Origin of the sequence: Psychrobacter sp., from assembly GCF_041554015.1 — a bacterium.
Classification (GTDB): Bacteria; Pseudomonadota; Gammaproteobacteria; order Pseudomonadales; family Moraxellaceae; genus Psychrobacter.
The window spans coordinates 12,930-31,213 of the sequence record NZ_JBFFMS010000007.1 but is presented as its reverse complement, the minus strand read 5'-3'; the positions used below and the strand labels follow the sequence as shown (position 1 = coordinate 31,213).

15 protein-coding genes are annotated in these 18,284 nt (G+C 42.9%); 7 read left to right on the top strand and 8 right to left on the bottom strand.

All coding sequences use genetic code 11. The features are described 5' to 3' along the window. Positions 1-357: 357 nt before the first annotated feature. On the top strand, positions 358-1,857 hold the full coding sequence (gene putP, locus ABYU67_RS03615; RefSeq protein ID WP_372843645.1) for a sodium/proline symporter PutP: 1,500 nt from the start codon (positions 358-360) through the stop codon (positions 1,855-1,857). Between the two features lie 314 nt (positions 1,858-2,171). On the opposite strand, the gene ABYU67_RS03610 is transcribed toward putP, so the two are convergent. The 3 genes from ABYU67_RS03610 to ABYU67_RS03600 form a co-directional block, all read right to left on the bottom strand. Continuing rightward, positions 2,172-3,728: an outer membrane protein transport protein gene (locus ABYU67_RS03610; RefSeq protein WP_372843644.1), complete on the bottom strand. Its 1,557-nt coding sequence runs from the start codon at positions 3,726-3,728 to the stop codon at positions 2,172-2,174. A 369-nt stretch (positions 3,729-4,097) separates the two neighbouring features. Beyond that, the gene (locus tag ABYU67_RS03605) at positions 4,098-5,321 is read right to left on the bottom strand and encodes an OmpP1/FadL family transporter (protein ID WP_372843643.1); all 1,224 of its coding nucleotides are present in this window, start codon (positions 5,319-5,321) and stop codon (positions 4,098-4,100) included. A 210-nt stretch (positions 5,322-5,531) separates the two neighbouring features. Further along, positions 5,532-5,813, bottom strand: a complete 282-nt coding sequence (locus tag ABYU67_RS03600) for a SlyX family protein (protein ID WP_372843642.1) — start codon at positions 5,811-5,813, stop codon at positions 5,532-5,534. 206 nt (positions 5,814-6,019) lie between these two features. Here ABYU67_RS03600 and ABYU67_RS03595 point away from each other — a divergent pair, with 206 nt between their 5' ends. From ABYU67_RS03595 to ABYU67_RS03570, 6 genes are all read left to right on the top strand, one after another. Further along, the gene (locus ABYU67_RS03595) at positions 6,020-7,960 is read left to right on the top strand and encodes an ATP-binding cassette domain-containing protein (RefSeq protein WP_372843641.1); all 1,941 of its coding nucleotides are present in this window, start codon (positions 6,020-6,022) and stop codon (positions 7,958-7,960) included. Between the two features lie 431 nt (positions 7,961-8,391). After that, positions 8,392-8,976: a ubiquinol-cytochrome c reductase iron-sulfur subunit gene (gene petA / locus ABYU67_RS03590; RefSeq protein WP_201551024.1), complete on the top strand. Its 585-nt coding sequence runs from the start codon at positions 8,392-8,394 to the stop codon at positions 8,974-8,976. A 7-nt stretch (positions 8,977-8,983) separates the two neighbouring features. After that, positions 8,984-10,204, top strand: a complete 1,221-nt coding sequence (locus ABYU67_RS03585; protein WP_372843694.1) for a cytochrome bc complex cytochrome b subunit — start codon at positions 8,984-8,986, stop codon at positions 10,202-10,204. Continuing rightward, entirely contained in the window at positions 10,204-10,920 is a 717-nt protein-coding gene (locus tag ABYU67_RS03580; protein WP_372843640.1) for a cytochrome c1, read from the top strand. Before ABYU67_RS03585 ends, ABYU67_RS03580 begins: the two co-directional genes overlap by 1 nt. Before the next feature lie 193 nt (positions 10,921-11,113). Next, complete coding sequence (locus ABYU67_RS03575; RefSeq protein ID WP_372843639.1) at positions 11,114-11,728, top strand: glutathione S-transferase N-terminal domain-containing protein; 615 nt, start codon at positions 11,114-11,116, stop codon at positions 11,726-11,728. 149 nt (positions 11,729-11,877) lie between these two features. After that, the gene (locus ABYU67_RS03570) at positions 11,878-12,318 is read left to right on the top strand and encodes a ClpXP protease specificity-enhancing factor (RefSeq protein ID WP_372843638.1); all 441 of its coding nucleotides are present in this window, start codon (positions 11,878-11,880) and stop codon (positions 12,316-12,318) included. Positions 12,319-12,405: 87 nt separating this feature from the next. On the opposite strand, the gene dcd is transcribed toward ABYU67_RS03570, so the two are convergent. The 5 genes from dcd to ABYU67_RS03545 form a co-directional block, all read right to left on the bottom strand. Beyond that, positions 12,406-12,981, bottom strand: a complete 576-nt coding sequence (dcd, locus tag ABYU67_RS03565) for a dCTP deaminase (RefSeq protein WP_102076576.1) — start codon at positions 12,979-12,981, stop codon at positions 12,406-12,408. A gap of 136 nt (positions 12,982-13,117) precedes the next feature. After that, entirely contained in the window at positions 13,118-14,260 is a 1,143-nt protein-coding gene (locus tag ABYU67_RS03560; protein ID WP_372843637.1) for a DUF2804 domain-containing protein, read from the bottom strand. Between the two features lie 168 nt (positions 14,261-14,428). Next, complete coding sequence (gene apbC, locus ABYU67_RS03555) at positions 14,429-15,649, bottom strand: iron-sulfur cluster carrier protein ApbC (protein WP_372843636.1); 1,221 nt, start codon at positions 15,647-15,649, stop codon at positions 14,429-14,431. 264 nt (positions 15,650-15,913) lie between these two features. Continuing rightward, complete coding sequence (gene mgtE, locus ABYU67_RS03550) at positions 15,914-17,254, bottom strand: magnesium transporter (protein WP_372843635.1); 1,341 nt, start codon at positions 17,252-17,254, stop codon at positions 15,914-15,916. Positions 17,255-17,428: 174 nt separating this feature from the next. Continuing rightward, positions 17,429-18,229, bottom strand: coding sequence for a 3-hydroxybutyrate dehydrogenase (locus tag ABYU67_RS03545; protein WP_372843634.1), 801 nt, complete (start codon positions 18,227-18,229; stop codon positions 17,429-17,431). Between the last annotated feature and the right edge of the window lie 55 nt (positions 18,230-18,284).

The window sequence follows — 18,284 nt, the reverse complement described above, 5'->3', positions numbered from 1 at the left end:
CTGATAATCATATATTGCACACCTTCAGTAATATATGATAGTAAACAGTAGGTTTAATGGTTTTAAATGATTGGTTATATAAGTGGCTATTATTTGGCAAGCGGTAAAGAGAAGATGGCATTTAATCCAGTAAGACAGCAATATCTTTGCCCTTTTCTATACAATACTGTTTAATAAGTATTGGCACTAAAACAGCATCAATCATATAAAACTAACAGAAGATATTGGAAAAAAGCCATTATGTCCTACTTAATGGCTTTTTTTGTCTATAGATATTGTTTCTAACATCGTCTTGCAAGACTTAATTTTCTCGTTAAAAATAATGACAGCCAACAATGTTGGTTAAGGACTATTTATATGAACGGAGTTTCTAGCGGCGTACTGATATCACTTGGCGCTTATTTCTTAGTGATGATTGGCATTGGGGTTTATGCTTATTTTAAGCAATCAAACGATACTGAAGGCTATATGCTTGGTGGTCGTAACCTAGGTCCAGCTGTGACTGCACTGTCAGCAGGTGCTTCAGACATGTCAGGGTGGTTACTACTTGGCCTGCCGGGCTATATGTATGCGGACGGTGTCGTCAGCATCTGGATTGCACTTGGTTTGACATTGGGTGCTTTTTTAAACTATATCATTGTGGCACCACGCCTGCGCGTTTATACGGAAGTCGCTGACAATGCCATTACCTTACCCGATTATTTTGCTAACCGCTTTGAGGATAAATCGCACATGCTGCGAGTTATCTCAGCAGTCGTAATTATCTTATTCTTTACCGTTTATACCGCAGCAAGCTTGGTTGGCGGCGGTAAACTCTTTGAAAGCTCACTAAACCTTTCTTATAGCACGGGTCTATGGGTCACCGCTGGTGTGGTCGTTGCCTATACCTTATTCGGTGGTTTCTTAGCCGTATCCATGACCGACTTTGTACAAGGTGTCATCATGCTATTTGCCATGGTGATCGTCCCTGTCGTCGCCTTTACTGATCTTGGCGGCATTTCAGCCACGACTGAAGCGGTCAGAAACATTGATCCAAACCTACTTAATGTCACCAGCGGTATGACCATCCTTGGCATTATCTCATTGATGGCTTGGGGCTTGGGTTATTTTGGTCAACCACATATCATCGTGCGCTTTATGGCTATTCGCTCAGTCAAAGACATACCAACGGCACGAAACATTGGTATGAGCTGGATGATTGTCAGTTTAATTGGTGCATTGATGACAGGTTTTGCAGGTCGTGCTTATGTACAAAAGACAGCAATGACCCTTGATGATCCTGAAACTATTTTCTTAGTATTTACACAGTTTTTATTCACACCCCTCGTTTCAGGTTTCTTGTTAGCTGCTATTTTAGCCGCGATCATGAGTACCATCTCATCTCAGCTATTGGTGGTATCGAGCTCATTAACCAAAGATGTGTATAAGCTATTTTTTGATAAAGATGCTCCAGAAGAACGCCAAGTAATGGTGGGTCGTCTGTCTGTTATTGCGGTCGCCATCATTGCTATTTTGCTGGCTTCTAATCCTGAAAGCTCTGTATTAAGCTTGGTCTCTAACGCTTGGGCAGGATTTGGTGCGGCATTTGGACCGCTGGTTATCTTCAGTCTAATCTGGCGCGGTATGAACCGAAATGGTGCAGTTGCAGGCATGGTTGTCGGCGCATTGACCGTTATTTTATGGATTTATGGTCCTTTTGAGATGAATGGTATGGCCTTAAATAGCTGGTTATATGCTATTGTGCCAGGTTTTATCTTAAGTACCATTGCCATCTTTGCTGTAAGTATCATGACAGGTGGTCCAAAAGCTTCAGTCTCAGCGAAGTTTAGAGAGATGGAAATGAACTTAGATAAATAAGTATCGTTGGATTATCGTCATGAAATGAAAACCTCGCTACTGTCATAGTAGCGAGGTTTTTAATTGTCTGATCAGACTTCCTAAATGCTAGATTATACCTTACGCTCATTGCTCTTAGCTCATTAATTAGTATAGCAAAAACAAGTATAAGCAACCCTCTAAATTCTATAATCTGATGGCTATTCTCCATCAATTCTATGAAGCCTTATCTACATATCTCTATGATCTTTATATTTATTTAAATTCAACCAACAAGAAAGCGACCCATAATGGATCGCTTTCTCATGTCTAACTTAGTTGTCTATAATAACTTCTTATTTTCCTTGGTAAGAAAGCTTCACACCAAGAATGTAACCATCATTATCTTGGAAATCACCAACGATTTGTTTGGTTGGTAACTGACCTTTGGCATCACCAAACCATAAGTATTTACCACCAGCTGATACCGCCCATTCAGGAGTAACATTGTATTTTGCTCCTAAACCGACACTGTAGTAGCCATCGACAGGACCTAGTGACGTTGTTGGATCACCAGCGCCGCTGTCCCAACCTACCGTACCACTAACCGCTAAAGCTGGTGCTAGACGTTTAGCAAGACCAAGCTCAACTTGCCATTGATCTTCACCATACTCAACCAATGCTAAACCGTCAGGGCCGTACAACCCACTATCGACACTAACCTTATTATATAAAGGCGGTGTAATGTTAAAATCACCCCATGGTACCCAACGTACTTTTGCGGTGGCTAGAGTTGTTGGGTTAACACCAGTCTGAAAATCGAAGTTTACTGATTTTGGTGTTGTAATTTCCATCGCATTAGTTTGAGTCGCTGCAGCCGGATTACCAGCTTGAAGACCTGCTAATGGATATGTCTCAGTAATGTCCATCCTATGGTCAATTTCAGAACGATAAGTCAAAGCTGCTTTTAAAGCAATTTCAGGTTTGCTATAAGATGCCCCTACTATATAGCCATAATCTTGATCTGGGCTAATATGTGACGTATATCCTGTCGCTGGCCCATAAGCGCTTCCACGTAACTTAACATCAGCCTGCACACGTTGTGCTACTGGGCCACCATAAACTTGAAATTCTTTATTGGCACCAAATTTAGCACCCAAAATAGCAGTGATACTTTCAGAACGCACTTCAACATTCGTACCTTCCGTATTAGCAAGTTGACCAGCAGCGTAACCATTTAACCCTTCTAAAGGAGCCAATCGTTTTTTACCTGCTGCTAAATCCGCTTCACCTTGTGCAACTTGTTCTAACCCATCTTCAATTCTTGGGTTTAGTATAGGAGCAAGTGCTGGGTTTTGCGCTAAAAGTGCTTGTGCATCTCTAACTTGCTGTCTACCTGCTTCTAGTCGAACTTCTGAATCCGCTATAACTGCTTGAGCACCTTTAACATATGTATCAAGGCCTGCAGCGCTAGTAATTGTTTGCCCTGGAACCTTCCCGTTTAACTGTTGTGCAATGAGACCATCAATCGCTGCAGTTGGAGCGCCTGTGAAGTTATTATCCCCAGTGTAAGCAGCAGCAGCACCAAATGGCTCATCATATAAGATACCGACACTAAATGTGTCATTGATATCTGTTTTTACACCATAACGGAAGAAATCATATGATTCAGCAATGTCACCGGTGCTATTACCTTGAACATAGCCTTTATCGTCAGTCGCAACACGAGCATTATCAAAGCCACTGACATCAGCGTCAATATAGGTATAGACTGCTTCGGCGTAGGTGCCATCTGGTAAGAATGCAGTGATATCTTGACCCGAGCGATCAAGACCTGCAGCATTAGTCATACTAGCTACAGAAAGAGTAGCTATCGCTACAGCAAGAGTTTTTAAATGAAAAGTAGCGCGCATTGAGTATCTCCAAACATCCTCGTTGTTAAATCATTTTCATAATTTATATTAAACATTGTTGCTCAAAATATAAACTTATGTAAACGATGTCCTGAATGAATAGTAATCACTTTTTAGCACTAAAACAACACTTAAAACACTTTATTTCTTAATAATGACTGTTCAGTACATTTATCTAGGTCTGAAGAAAACGAGCAAAATTACAAAACAAATATTCACAAAAAAACTCATAGATTTCAATCCCAGCAAACTTAAATCTAGTAGTTAGCAATTCTAGATTTTTAATTCAAGACACGAAAAAGCGACCCATTATGGATCGCTTTTTATAGATAATGACATCAGACTTATATCAAGTTCACTTATGATATTTTAGTTAAATTTTTGCTTAGCTTGATAAGATAGTTTCACACCAAGGGCAAATCCATCGTTGTCTTCAAAGTCACTAACAACAGTTTTGCTCGGTATCTGACCTTTAGCATCACCGAACCATAGATACTTACCGCCAGCAGATATTGCCCAGTTGTCAGTTAAGTTATACTTTGCACCAAGACCCGCACTGTAATAGCCTTCGATAGGACCTAAAGATGTGACTGGATTACCAGCCCCGCTGTCCCAGCCAACCGTACCGGTCACTGCTAATAATGGCGTTAGACGTTTAGCGAGACCTAATTCAACCTGCCACTGGTCTTTATCATAGCTAACCAAGTCTAAACCTTCAGGAGGAATACCAGGCTGACCTGCTAATTTTTGGCTAGTCTCATTGTATAATGATGGCGTAATCGCAAAATCACTCCAAGGTACCCAGCGCACTTTTGCTGTGGCTAGCATCGTAGGATTAATACCCGTTTGGAAATCAAAATTCACTGATTCAGGGGTGGTAATCTCAATATTATCGATTCTATTTGGAGAAAGACCAACTTTCTGAGCGAAAGGATAGATTTCTGCAGCCTCTGTATTATGCTCAATTTCTGAGCGATAGGTTAATGCCGCTTGCAGAGCAATTTCAGGCTTACTATAAGCAACACCTGCTATCCAACCATAGCCCTGATCAGCACTGATATTTGTCGTATAACCATTAGCGATACTATAAGCTGTGCCACGTAACTTCACATTGGCTTTCACACGCTGAGCTACTGGACCAGCGTATACTTGGAAGTTTTTATTTTCACCAAGTTTTGCACCAACAATACCAGTAATACTTTCTGTACGTACTTCTACATTGGTACCTTCGCCATTTCTAGGCGAAACAGGATTCTGGTCAACAAAATCATTTTTACCACTATAGTCAGCTGCTGCGCCAAAAGGCTCATCATATAGAACACCAATACTAAACGTGTCATTGATATCCGCTTTTACACCATAGCGGAAAAAGTCATAAGACTCCGCGATATCGTCAATTTTATTACCCGAAGAATCTTTACCAGTGACATCACCATCAATATAAGTGTAGACCGCTTCAGCATACACACCATCTTGTAAAAATGCTGTGATATCTTGGCCTGAACGATCAAGACCCGCAGCACTCGCGACACTAGCAACAGAAAGAGCAGCGATAGCTACTGTAAGGGTTTTAAGATTAAAATTTGCGCCCATTGTGTATCTCCAAACATCCACATTGTTTACCGCTAGCCCGAACTTTGTTAGGTAGACGGCATATAAGGGGAAAGATACTAATGTTTTTCTTACACTAAAACAACATTATTTCTTCAATATGACTGAATAGTGTCTTTAATTAAAAATTTACATATAAATTTAATTAATAAAATTTGATTTATTTGCTAATTAAGCATGGCGATATTTTGTTTAGTAATGTGGTGGTCGATCTGCCATAACGTCAAAAGGTGCCACGCCTGCATCGCTATCTTGGCTTGTAACTTGCTTATAAATAAACTGCAGCTGTCTTTGTAGGGTGTGAATATGTTTGTCTTGACGGGTGATCACCTCATCAAGCCGCTCCACGGTAAGCTCAAGATGCGCCATATTCATCTGCAACTCTATCAACTGTGACTGTAAGCTTGCTTCAGTGTCTAAATTGTCAACTTGAATAGCAGATACATTTTTATTTTCTAAGTCTGTTTTTTTCATATTTTTCTCGATATTAAAATATTAGGGCGATGTCTAAAGTAGCGGCAAAATGACTAAGCCACTACATGACTATTAGATAAAATCCTACTGATTAAATTGTGCTGATAATTCTATTTACACACACTACAGTTAGGTGACAGCATGTTATACTGCTGCAAATTTTGCAACAATCCTTATCTCTCTATTATATAAGCTTAAGATATTCTATGGCACTGATACATTTAAAAGATATTCATCTCGCTTTTGGCGTTGCACCTGTTCTTGATGGTGTGGACTTTAGCATTGAAGCTGGCGAGCGTGTGTGTTTGATTGGCCGTAATGGCGAAGGCAAATCCACCTTATTTAAGCTAATCAATGGCAGCTTATTGCCAGATAGCGGCGAAGTCATTATTAATAGTAGCGTGCGTGTGGCGATGCTCGAGCAAGACGTGCCAGAATCTAGCGGTCGTATTTTAGATATCGTTATGGGCGGCAGCAAACGCACCGCCGAGCTATTGATCAACTATAATGCGCAAACTGATTTATGTGCAAATGGTGACATGGATGCCTGCGAGCGCATGGCAGACTTGCAGCATGACATCGATGCAGTACATGGTTGGGATTTAGAACGTGAAGCGACGCGTTTAATTACTACGATGGGTCTCGATCCAGAAGCTGACTTGTCATCACTATCTGGCGGTCGTAAGCGCCGTGTATTATTGGCGCGCTCGTTAGTGACTAAGCCTGATGTACTGCTCCTCGATGAGCCAACCAACCATTTAGACGTTGATAGTATTGAGTGGCTTGAGCGCTTCTTATTAGATTGGCAAGGTCTGACATTATTGTTCGTGACCCATGATAGAGCGTTCGTGAACAAACTATCGACTCGTATCATTGAGCTTGATCGCGGTCAATTGACCAGCTATGACGTCACGCAAGGCGAAGGCGGTTATGCACGCTACCAAGAGCTAAAAGAGCTACAGTTATTAGCGGAAGAAAAGAACAATGCCAATTTTGATAAAAAACTGGCGCAAGAAGAAGTATGGATTCGCCAAGGTATCAAAGCGCGCCGTACTCGTAATGAAGGCCGTGTCCGTGAGCTAAAAGCCTTACGTGAAGAGCGTAGCGCTCGCCGTGAGCAAGTGGGTAATGTTAATATCACCATGGGCCAAGGCGAGAAAAGCGGCAAGCTGGTCTGTAAGGTTAAAAATCTACATCTACAGTATGATGACCATGTGTTGGTCGACAACTTTAGCACCACCATCATGCGCGGTGACAAAATCGGTATCGTCGGTCCTAATGGTGCGGGCAAAACCACACTTATTAAAGCCCTACTCGATATGTCAGACGATGATGTGATCAAAACAGGCAGCGTTGAATTAGGTACCAACCTAAAAATCGCTTTCTTTGATCAGCTGCGTGACCAGTTAGATCTTGAAGCCAGTGTCGCGCAAAACGTTTCAGAAGGCTCTGACTTTGTCGAAGTTGGAGGTCGTAAGACACACATTATGAGCTATTTGCAAGACTTCTTGTTTGCACCCGAGCGTGCGCGTACGCCAGTCAAGGCGCTATCAGGTGGTGAACGTAACCGTGTACTGCTTGCCAAGCAGCTTTTAAAACCTGCAAATATTCTGGTACTTGATGAGCCGACCAACGATTTGGATATGGCAACTCTTGAGTTATTAGAGGAGTCCGTTGCAAGCTTTGGCGGTACGATTTTACTCATTAGCCATGATCGCTCATTTATGGATAATGTCGTTACCTCTACTTGGGTATTTGATACCGATGAAGATGGTAAAGGGACGGTCAGCGAATATGTCGGCGGCTATCAAGAATATTTGGTACAAAAGAATCGAGCAGAAGCTGCTAAGGCAGCTAAGTCTTCTACTAATACTGCTAATAGTAAATCTGCCAATAAGCCAGTGGCAGCAGCAAAGCCTAATAATGCGGCTAAAAAGCTCAATTTTAACGAGCAGCGTGAGCTTGATAATCTGCCAAAAGAAATTGCTGCACTCGAAGCAGAGCAGCAGCAACTTGAAGAAAAACTGGCAGATGGCAGCTGGTTCACTCAAGATATGGAAGCGGCCACTGCAGCAAGTGAGCGCTTACTGGTTATCGAAGATGAGATGATGACCAAGCTTGAGCGCTGGAGTATACTCGAGAGCTAATTTAAGAGCTGATGCACATGATTATCATCATTTTCTAATATAATGTGGTGATAATCATGTCACAGCGACTTACAAAGTAGTGATGTGCTGAAAGTTAGTGAACATTATCGTAATTTCAAGTATCATTCGCTATTGCCGAATACCCTTATCATTTATAAGGTCATCATCCATCGTATTTATGTTGATATAAAGCCGTTATTAACTATTGATAATTAAGATGTTCTGTCTTAATCGCTTTGTTTGACGGTAAAGCGTGCCCTATCAAGGTTGCTTTATTTTTAACACAATAATTTATTTTATGACCAAAATAGCTTAGAATAGCAACAATTAGCAAAATTAGGCACAGCTAACGTGGCTTGATAATTGTTTCTATTCCAAGTCACAAACCCAGTGTGGGATAATCCCATTTCATTCACCTGGAGGAAGTATTAATGAGCCATGCCGAAGGCGTTAACGTACAACGCCGTAGAGTTCTTATTGCCTCGACTGCCGTAATTGGTGCAGCTGGGGTAGCTGCTGTGGCAACACCTTTTGTCCGCTCTTGGACCCCAAGCGCTAAAGCTGAGGCTGCCGGTGCGGCAGTGACCCAAGATATTGGTTCTATCGAAGCAGGACAGATGATTGTCGTCAAATATCGTGGCAAACCTATCTTTGTGGTCAAGCGCACTGAAGAGATGCTGACCATGCTTGATTCAGTAAAGCCATTATTGTCTGATCCTGATTCTGATGCGTCTTTGCAGCCTGAGTACTGTAAAAATCCTGAGCGCTCTATCTCACCAGAAGTGCTGGTAGTAGAAGGCGTCTGTACGCATTTAGGCTGTGCACCAAACTACCGTCCTGATGTTGGCGCAGCCGATTTAGGTGGCAATGACTGGTACGGTGGATTTTTCTGCCCATGTCATGGCTCTAAATACGATTTAGCGGGTCGCGTTTATAGTGGCGTACCTGCACCGCTTAACTTACCTATCCCCGAGTACGGCATGGATGGTACCATCTTGACGATTGGGGAGGCTTAATATGAGCATGGGTAAAAAGTTAATGCATTGGGTTGACGCGCGCTTTCCTGCGACCGAAACCTATGAATATCATATGTCAAAGTACTATGCACCAAAGAACTTTAACTTTTGGTACTTCTTTGGCGTACTATCTATGGTCGTACTGGTCAACCAGTTAGTCACTGGTATTTGGCTAACGATGATGTACAACCCTAGTGCCGAAGGGGCATTTGCCTCTGTTGAATACATCATGCGTGATGTCAAAGGCGGCTGGCTCATTCGTTATATGCACTCAACCGGCGCATCTGCGTTCTTCGTGGTTGTTTACTTGCATATGTTCCGCGCCTTGCTATACGGTTCATACCAGAAACCGCGTGAGCTGATTTGGCTTATCGGTATGGGTATTTACCTAGCATTGATGGCGGAAGGTTTCTTCGGTTACCTACTCCCTTGGGGCAACATGTCATTCTGGGGCGCTCAGGTTATTTTGAACTTACCTGCAGCTTTGCCTGTCATTGGTGACGGTCTTGCTGAGTGGGTTCGTGGTGATTATATTATCTCAGGTATCACCCTAAACCGCTTCTTTGCCTTGCATGTGGTTGCGATTCCGCTTGTACTTGTGGGCTTAGTCTTTATGCATTTGGTGGCTCTGCATCATGTTGGTTCAAACAACCCTGATGGTATCGACATCAAAAAGCTAAAAGATAAGAATGGCGTACCATTAGACGGTATCGAATTCCATCCGTACTATACCGTACATGATATGGTTGGTATCGTTGTCTTCTTTATCTTGTTCTTTGCAGTAGTGTTCTTCTTCCCAGAAGGCGGCGGTTTCTTCCTTGAGCCACCAAACTTTGAGACAGCGAACTCACTAAAGACACCAGCGCATATTGCACCAGTATGGTATTACACGCCTTTCTATGCCATTTTACGTGCCGTTCCTGATAAGCTTGGTGGTGTTATTGCGATGGGTGGTGCAATTGCCGTATTATTCTTAATCCCATGGCTCGATAGATCACCAGTACGATCGATACGTTATAAAGGTATCTTGTCTAAGATTGCGCTGACTATCTTTGCGATTAGCTTTATCGTACTTGGCTACTTAGGTGCGACACCTGCGACGCCAACAGCGACTATCATGTCACGTATATTTACTGTTCTATATTTCTTGTTCTTCTTATTGATGCCGTTCTACACTGCTATTGAGAAGTGTAAACAGCCACCAGAACGCGTTACCGGAGGTCACTAATGAACACGCTAATTAAATCCCTAGCTGGTCTAGGCTTAGGCGCGGCATTGACCTTGACTGCTGGTAGCGCACTGGCAGCAGGCGGCGGTGGATGCGGTACGTTTGTCAATGCTGAAGGTGTTGAAGAACATTTAGCCTGTAGCACAGCCCCTATTGATTTTACAAATAAAGGCTCACTACAAAACGGTGCCAAACTGTTTATGAACTACTGCGCTGGGTGTCACTCAGCACAGTACGTTCGCCACTCACGCATTGCTAAAGACTTAGAGATACCACCTGAGCTGGTCGAAAAGTATCTGATGGTGACCACCGATCAAATCGGTGATCATATCAATGCTGAGATTGATCCTGAAGTACAAGCATCATGGTTTGGCGCCGCTCCTCCAGACTTATCACTTGAAACACGTCTGCGCGGTGATGACTGGGTATATACGTATCTGTTGTCATTCTATGAGGATCCAAGCCGTCCCTGGGGTGCTAATAACTTAGTACTTGCCAATGCTGCCATGCCTCACGTCTTGCACAATATGCAAGAAGAGCTCAGTCAAGAAGAGTTTGAGTCTGAAGTCGGTGACTTGGTCAACTTTATGGCGTGGATGGCAGAACCTGTTCGTCACGACCGTCAAGTGATTGGCTTCTTTGTGATTTTATTCTTATTAGTATTATTGATTCCAGTGTACTTATTGAACAAAGAGTTCTGGAAAGACGTAAAATAATTTAAGTATTAAAATTGAGATGTAAACATAAAAAAGCATTACTTCGGTAGTGCTTTTTTATGTTTTGAAAAACCGTTAAATACTAAAATATGAGCTTAAAGTAAGGCTGCCGCCTAATGTTTACGTACATCACCTTGATAAACACAGCAACATTGTTTACGATGACAGGCTTTACTATTAACATTAGGCTTTCATGATTGATGCGAATGACATTCCAAGTAGTCAGCTAATTTTATACGCTGATGACGGCTACGACAGTCATGTAGTGCGCCTATTGCTTGAAGAGAAGAAGCTCGATTATTACTTATCACGGCTGCATTCTGAGCGTCCAGAAGATTTAACTGAGTTAAACCCCTATCATACCCTGCCTGTGTTGCAGCAGCGTGAGATTGCGCTGTATGAAATTAACGTTATCTTTGAGTATCTTGAAGAGCGTTACCATGCCAATAAATTATTGCCTGAGACGCCGCAAGAGCGAGCGCAGTTTCGCCAACTAGCATGGCGTATTCAGCGTGATTGGCTAGCTCTCGGTAAACGCTTGCTTACGCATCCAGATAGCTTCAATAAAGCCCAAGCAGCTATCGCCAAAAAGCAGCTGAGCGATTCGCTCATTACTATATCCCCGCTATTTGCGCACAAGTCTTATTTTATGGCAGATGAATTTGGCTGGTGTGATGTCTTGCTAGCGCCATTATTATGGCGTTTGGAAGAGATGGGTATTGAATTACCGCGTGCTATCAGTCGCCCTTTATTTGACTACCAAAAACGCGTTTTTGAGCGCGATAGCTTTCAAAAAAGCGTGCGCTAATTAGACAAAACCTGATGACTGCCCTAAAATAGACGCTGCTAAAAAATGATATATTTGCTGTGTCTTTATAAAAACTCCCAACCACTAAAAGATTGCGGCAAATATTTTATTAATCATTACTTAATAATTTTATGATAGGAAATCAACAGATGAGCGAAACCACCTCTATTACTCCAACACGTCCCTATATGGTACGCGCGCTATATCAGTGGATAGAAGACAATGCGCTTACGCCTTATCTAATGGTTGATGCCACTGCTGATAATGTACAGATTCCAAAAGAGCATGTGCAAGATGGTCGTATCGTCTTAAACATTGCCAGCCGTGCGACCGGTAATATGAGCATGGAAAATGACTACATTCATTTTAGCGCGCGTTTTGGCGGGGTGTCACAAGAGATTTGGGTGCCGCTAACGGCAGTGCTGGGTATCTATGCCAAAGAGAACTCTCAAGGGATGTTTTTTGACCCTAATGAATATGACAATTATGTGCCTGAGGACGACGCTGTTGCGAGTAGCAGCTCTAAAACGAACGTTGCCGCTCCTAAGCCTAAACGCGATAATAAAGCGGGTTTAAAAGTCTTAAAATAACAAAATATATCGTACAAAAAAGCTGAGCATATTTAATATGCTCAGCTTTTTTATTGTCAGCCAAAAAGTGGTGATAACCTTAAACGATTAGGTTCTTGGTAAAGTCACGCCGCGCTGACCTTGGTATTTACCGCCGCGGTCTTTATAGCTGGTCTCACAGACGTCATCCGCATCACTTTGGAAGAATAACATCTGTGCAACGCCTTCGCCGGCATAAATACGGGCTGGCAAATTGGTAGTATTACTAAACTCTAGAGTGACGTGCCCTTCCCACTCAGGCTCAAGTGGTGTGACGTTGACGATGATACCGCAGCGGGCGTAGGTTGATTTACCAAGGCAGATAGTCAATACATCACGTGGAATGCGGAAATACTCCATTGTCCGCGCTAATGCAAACGAGTTTGGCGGAATAATGCACTCATCACCGATAACATCAATAAAGCTTTTTTCATCAAAGTTTTTAGGATCCACAATCACTGAATGGACATTGGTGAAAACTTTGAACTCAGGGGCACAACGTACATCATAGCCATAGCTTGAAGTACCATAACTGACCAAACGCTCGCCTGCGTCATTAAAGCGTACTTGACCTGGCTCATATGGCTCAATCATGCCGTGTTCTTCAGCCATTTTACGAATCCAGCGGTCAGATTTGATAGACATTGTTGTTCCTTAGCAAATATTAAATGATGGTGATGGTTTGAACCGTATTTTGATAGCGTCGATTATACGGAAATGAACGCTCAATTTATAGGCTTGCCTGCGTTTAATATCAATCTACAATCAACACAACCCACGCCTACCATTTTGCAAAATGGTCTTCTGCCAGCCCCATCACCTTATTAAGCTTAATCACTTTATCTTGTAGACGAATCTCACCACTATAAAAACCTAGCCACTGCTCAAATATACTGGCAAGCACACCAAAGTTATCAGTTTTCTTATAAACGCTTATCGGTGTAAAGGTCAAATCGATATCGACATTGCTCCAGCCAAGGTTTTGATGATAAATGCGCCAAGGCTGCGGCGTGTCCTCTAAATTATCAGCAACACTGTCTTGCTGAGCAGGCGGCAAGTTTAAAGCATCACGAACAAACATCACAGGCGGTAAGTAATATATCTGCCCATCAAGCCAGCAAGCGTTTTCACTAGCGCCTGTTTCATTGACGCCCATTGCTAGATTTAAAGCAAAATGACGACCATCTGGTAAGTAGCGATTAATACAGCTCCAAAACCAATTGGTCTTGTGACGCATATAGCCAAGTGTCCAATCGAGATTGGCAATGGTACTATCGCTAAATGCTATTTTTTGAGCTTGTTGTTCGTTATTAAACGTTGAATTGACTTTAATAGCTAAGTGACCTGCGACTTTGGTCGGCGGCTCTTTTTGCGTAAAAGTCCAACCACGCCTGCCAGTCGGTGTACAGATAGCGAGTGGCTGCGCCTGCCGCTGTAATGTTGCTTCAATCGCCAGATACTGACTGTCTAGCGCAGCGTTGATTTGTAATGGGGTAAAATCCAATGTCAATGTTAGATTGTTATGTCTAAATGCCATCTGCCCTTGATAGCAGTCACCTTCTAAGTGAGTTTGATGCATCAAAGGCTGTAAAGCTTCACACACCTCTATTTGATTTGTTTCATCGTTATAAAGATAAACAAAGGCACTGCTCGCAAGCTTAATGGTCGCCAGAGCCAAGCAGACTCGATAAGGCGGCTGAATAATTTGAATAAAACAGAATTGATTGGCTTTTAAGTATTTACGCCAATTGGGCAGAGATTTTTGTGAGATAAGGTGGCTGTGATAATCTAAATAGTTGATGTCTTTGACTTGGACAAAAACACCGAAATGAGGCTGACCGTTTCGGATTAATTGCTCAAGCCTCAATGGTTTCACTCTATCGGAAAAGTATTGCTGAGCTTGTTTGTTGTTGTTTTGATTCATAAGGGTGGCATCCTAGCCAAATTTATACCAAGAGTTAAGGTGTTTATTATGTAATGGCTATCACTTGCTACTACTTTTCTTATAATAGCAAACAATAGCCCATTAAACATCAGAACACTGTGACTCCGAGTATTCTAGCGCCCTAGCCCTAACAATGAAGCTTTGCCACTAAAAAATACGCTTATCATCGACCGGCTTGGCAAATTTATCGATATTGGTTTCAATATTTTTGGCAATGCTTAGATAGTAGGACGCAAACTCATCATCCGCTAAGACGCTTGGCTCACCTTTATCTACTTGTGCACGAATGCCACTGGCAAGTGGCAACTGCCCTAATAATGGCACTTGATATTGTTCAGCGATTTTTTCGCCGCCGCCCGTACCAAAGATAGCTTCGGTATGATTGCAGTTGCTACAAGTATGGAGCGCCATATTCTCAACCACACCAAGCACAGGGATCTTGGTTTTGTTGAACATCTCAATGCCTTTTTGGGCATCAAGTAACGCAATATGCTGCGGCGTCGTCACAATAACAGCGCCCGTCACCGGAATACGCTGAGCAAGGGTGAGCTGAATATCACCGGTACCTGGCGGCATATCAATCACAAGGTAATCTAACTGTGGCCAATTGGTTTGATTGTATAACTGCATCAGCGCGCCAGTGGCCTTTGGACCGCGCCATGCAACAGGCGTATTATCACCATCAAGTAAGCTACCAATCGACAGCATCGCCATTCCATGGGCATTGATAGGCACAAACTGCTCGTTTTCAAGCTCAGGTTTGACACCATCGACCCCTAACATCGCAGGCATACTAGGACCATAAATATCCGCGTCCAATACCCCAACACGGTTGCCAAGCTTTTGTAATGCCAAAGCGATATTGACAGTGGTGGTCGATTTGCCTACGCCGCCTTTACCAGAGGCAACCACAATGATATGGCGAATACGTGGATGCGCGGCTAATGACGCTTGGGTAGGAGCTTGCTTAGTAATAGGTGGCTCAGCATTTTCTGCATTGGTGTTAGCAGCAGGTTTACTGTGACTGTCCATCGCATTGGTGGTTTTTGGCATTGCTTTTGGCAAGCTTGAGCCATCACCTTTCATCGGCGCTGGTATCCGTACATTCATATGAATGGTATGAATACCATGCGGCTGCAATAGTTGACCAAGCGCTTGCTGAATGACCTCAGGATCGCTTTCATGTGGTAGGCGTAAGTCTAATGTTAGCTGACTACCACTACGCTCAAGACCTGTGACCATAGTAGCAATACTACTATTACCAACCTGATAACCGAGCAGCACTTTATCAACAGCGCTATCAAGCGCAGCTTTTTGCTCTGGCGTTTCTGTTTGTGCGGTGGGTTTTTTCTTCATAAAGTTAAACATAGCGACCGTGACTGCCTATACAAGTGGGTTGGTATGCTAAAAAATGCTGCGCAATTTTAGTCAAACCTTTTATCGTATTAGTGTAGCTCAATTGCAAGGATAAAAAAACCATGATGCCAGTAGGACAGCGTTTTGCGGACCATTTTGAACCTGCGGTATTTTCAAGATCAAATAATATCGATGAATTATTTTATGACACGAGACAAGGATGAGTTTTTACATCAAAGCGACTGTATCATTACCTGATGATTCTTATAAACCTCTTTAACCAATGGACAAAAACTGAGAGGCGATAAACAAATAAATCAGTACCCCCGACGCATCACACACAGAGGTAATCAAGGGCGCACTGGCAGTAGCGGGGTCAAAGCCAAGCTTATTTAATATAAAGGGCAAGCTCATCCCAATCACGCAGCCTATCATCACCACAGACATCATACTCATTGCCAATACCAGCGAAACTATGGCATCACCGCGAATATAGCCAATGATTGAGATTGCCACGGCCATGGTCGCACCTAGCATTAAAGCAACGATTGCTTCTCGGCCCAGTAGCGAAAACCAATCGCGCATCACCACATCGCCCGTTGCTAATGCCCTTACCATCAATGTCGCTGACTGCGAGCCAGCATTACCGCCACTATCAACTAACAATGGTAAAAAAAACACCAATACTAAGTTTGCAGCAATTACTTCTTCAAAATTTGCAATACTCAGTCCTGAAAGTAAGTTGCCAAAGACCAAAAACACCAGCCAAAATACCCGTTTACGGTATAGAACTCGGACACTGACGTCTTTTAAACGACCTATCACGGTCGACACCCCACCCGACTTATGGAAATCATCGGTGGCTTCGTCACTAGCGACGTCCATGGCATCATCGTGAGTAACAATACCGACCAATGCACCGCTGGCATCGATAATGGGCAATGAGATCAAATCATAACGAGCAATGGTTTTTGCGACGTCCTCTTGATCGTCATTTACCTCACAAGAGATGACTGAGCTGAGCATAATATCTTTTATAAGCTGTTCTGGTGGCGCCAAAATCAGCACCCTTAACGACACCACACCTAGCAGCTGACGCATTTTGTCAATCACATAGGTATGATAAATGGTTTCGGCATCCGGTGCTTCTAATCGTAGTGCATCTAACGCTTCAGATACGGTCATCTGAGCCTGTAATGTCGCATAATCAGAGCTCATAAGGGCGCCGGCAGTACGCTCCTCGTAAGCGGATAATCGCCTAATATCTTCACGTTCTGCTTGTGCTAATGCCGGTAATAAAACATCACGCTGCTCTTGGCTTAGATGCTTATATAAATCTGTACGCTCATCAGATGGCATCTCGCCTACAATCTTCGCCAAAATAGCACGAGGAAATACTGAAGCCAGTGCCACTTGAATATCAGTATCTAGATACGCAAATATCGTCGAGCGATTGGGCAGATGCTCTAATAATTGCCAAGCAAGTTTGGGCTTAATCAGTGCTATCACATCAGCAATATCAATAGGACGTAACGCCTGTACAGCTTCAGTCGCTCGCTTAAAATCCTGTTGCTCAATGGCACCGCTGAGCTTTACTGCCATATCATTATTATTCATCACCTTACCTCTATACCTAAACTTATAAAGCAAGCGCTCATAAAAAAAGAGCCAATATCATTGGCTCTGGTTACTATTTGGCTCTAGTTACTATAAAGCTAAACTCTAGTCGATCTTTTTTAGCAAGCTCATACAATTAAGCTGGTAGATCAAGCACGTTTTTAATCTGTATCGTTAATTCATAAACCAGCCGTGACTTGCAACAATCGACTGTCCGGTAAAGACAGTGCTTGGGAAGGCTGCTAAAAATAAAGCCAACTGAGCAATATCATCAACCGTGGTAAATTCTTTATCAACCGTATTAACGAGCATGATGTCATTTATCACAGACTCTTCGGTGATGCCTTTTTCAGCGGCTTGCTGCGGGATTTGTTTTTCGACCAAAGGCGTTTTGACAAATCCTGGGCATATGACATGTGAGCGTACATTATGGGCAGCGCCTTCTTTTGCCACTACGCGGCATAGACCGAGCAAGCCATGCTTGGCAGTGACATAAGGCGCTTTAAATAATGACGCTTCATGCGAGTGCACAGAACCCATATAAATGACTGTACCACCTTTATCACCTTCATACATATGTTGTACGGCAGCTTTGGTGGTCAAAAACGCGCCATCTAGATGAATGGCGAGCATTTTCTTCCAGTCTTCAAACGCCATTTTATGAATCGGATCAATGATTTGGATACCGGCGTTAGATACTAGAATATCAAGACCGCCAAAGGTATCGACCAGTTTTTGTATGCCATCATTAACAGCCGCCTCAGACGTTACATCCATCGCTATCGCAAGGGCACGCCCGCCTGCGGCTTCAATAGCATCGACGGTTTTTTGAGCCGCTTCAATATTGATATCTGCAATACCGACTAGCGCGCCAGCCTTAGCATACGTTTCAGCGATATCACGTCCGATACCACTAGCAGCACCTGTGACCAATGCCACCTTGCCAGTCAAATCCTGTTGCAATTGGGTCGCCATATATTGTCCTTAATCATAAAAATATTGAGCATGTATGTAGACTAGCGCCTCGCAA

Coding starts and splice junctions, on each gene's coding strand:
- ABYU67_RS03545 (WP_372843634.1), bottom strand. CDS start 18,229: ATGGCGACCCAATTGCAACAGGATTTGACTGGCAAGGTGGCATTGGTC.
- ABYU67_RS03580 (WP_372843640.1), top strand. CDS start 10,204: ATGAACACGCTAATTAAATCCCTAGCTGGTCTAGGCTTAGGCGCGGCA.
- ABYU67_RS03595 (WP_372843641.1), top strand. CDS start 6,020: ATGGCACTGATACATTTAAAAGATATTCATCTCGCTTTTGGCGTTGCA.
- ABYU67_RS03570 (WP_372843638.1), top strand. CDS start 11,878: ATGAGCGAAACCACCTCTATTACTCCAACACGTCCCTATATGGTACGC.
- dcd (WP_102076576.1), bottom strand. CDS start 12,981: ATGTCTATCAAATCTGACCGCTGGATTCGTAAAATGGCTGAAGAACAC.
- petA (WP_201551024.1), top strand. CDS start 8,392: ATGAGCCATGCCGAAGGCGTTAACGTACAACGCCGTAGAGTTCTTATT.
- ABYU67_RS03605 (WP_372843643.1), bottom strand. CDS start 5,321: ATGGGCGCAAATTTTAATCTTAAAACCCTTACAGTAGCTATCGCTGCT.
- putP (WP_372843645.1), top strand. CDS start 358: ATGAACGGAGTTTCTAGCGGCGTACTGATATCACTTGGCGCTTATTTC.
- ABYU67_RS03575 (WP_372843639.1), top strand. CDS start 11,114: ATGATTGATGCGAATGACATTCCAAGTAGTCAGCTAATTTTATACGCT.
- ABYU67_RS03600 (WP_372843642.1), bottom strand. CDS start 5,813: ATGAAAAAAACAGACTTAGAAAATAAAAATGTATCTGCTATTCAAGTT.
- ABYU67_RS03585 (WP_372843694.1), top strand. CDS start 8,984: ATGGGTAAAAAGTTAATGCATTGGGTTGACGCGCGCTTTCCTGCGACC.
- ABYU67_RS03610 (WP_372843644.1), bottom strand. CDS start 3,728: ATGCGCGCTACTTTTCATTTAAAAACTCTTGCTGTAGCGATAGCTACT.
- mgtE (WP_372843635.1), bottom strand. CDS start 17,254: ATGAATAATAATGATATGGCAGTAAAGCTCAGCGGTGCCATTGAGCAA.
- apbC (WP_372843636.1), bottom strand. CDS start 15,649: ATGTTTAACTTTATGAAGAAAAAACCCACCGCACAAACAGAAACGCCA.
- ABYU67_RS03560 (WP_372843637.1), bottom strand. CDS start 14,260: ATGAATCAAAACAACAACAAACAAGCTCAGCAATACTTTTCCGATAGA.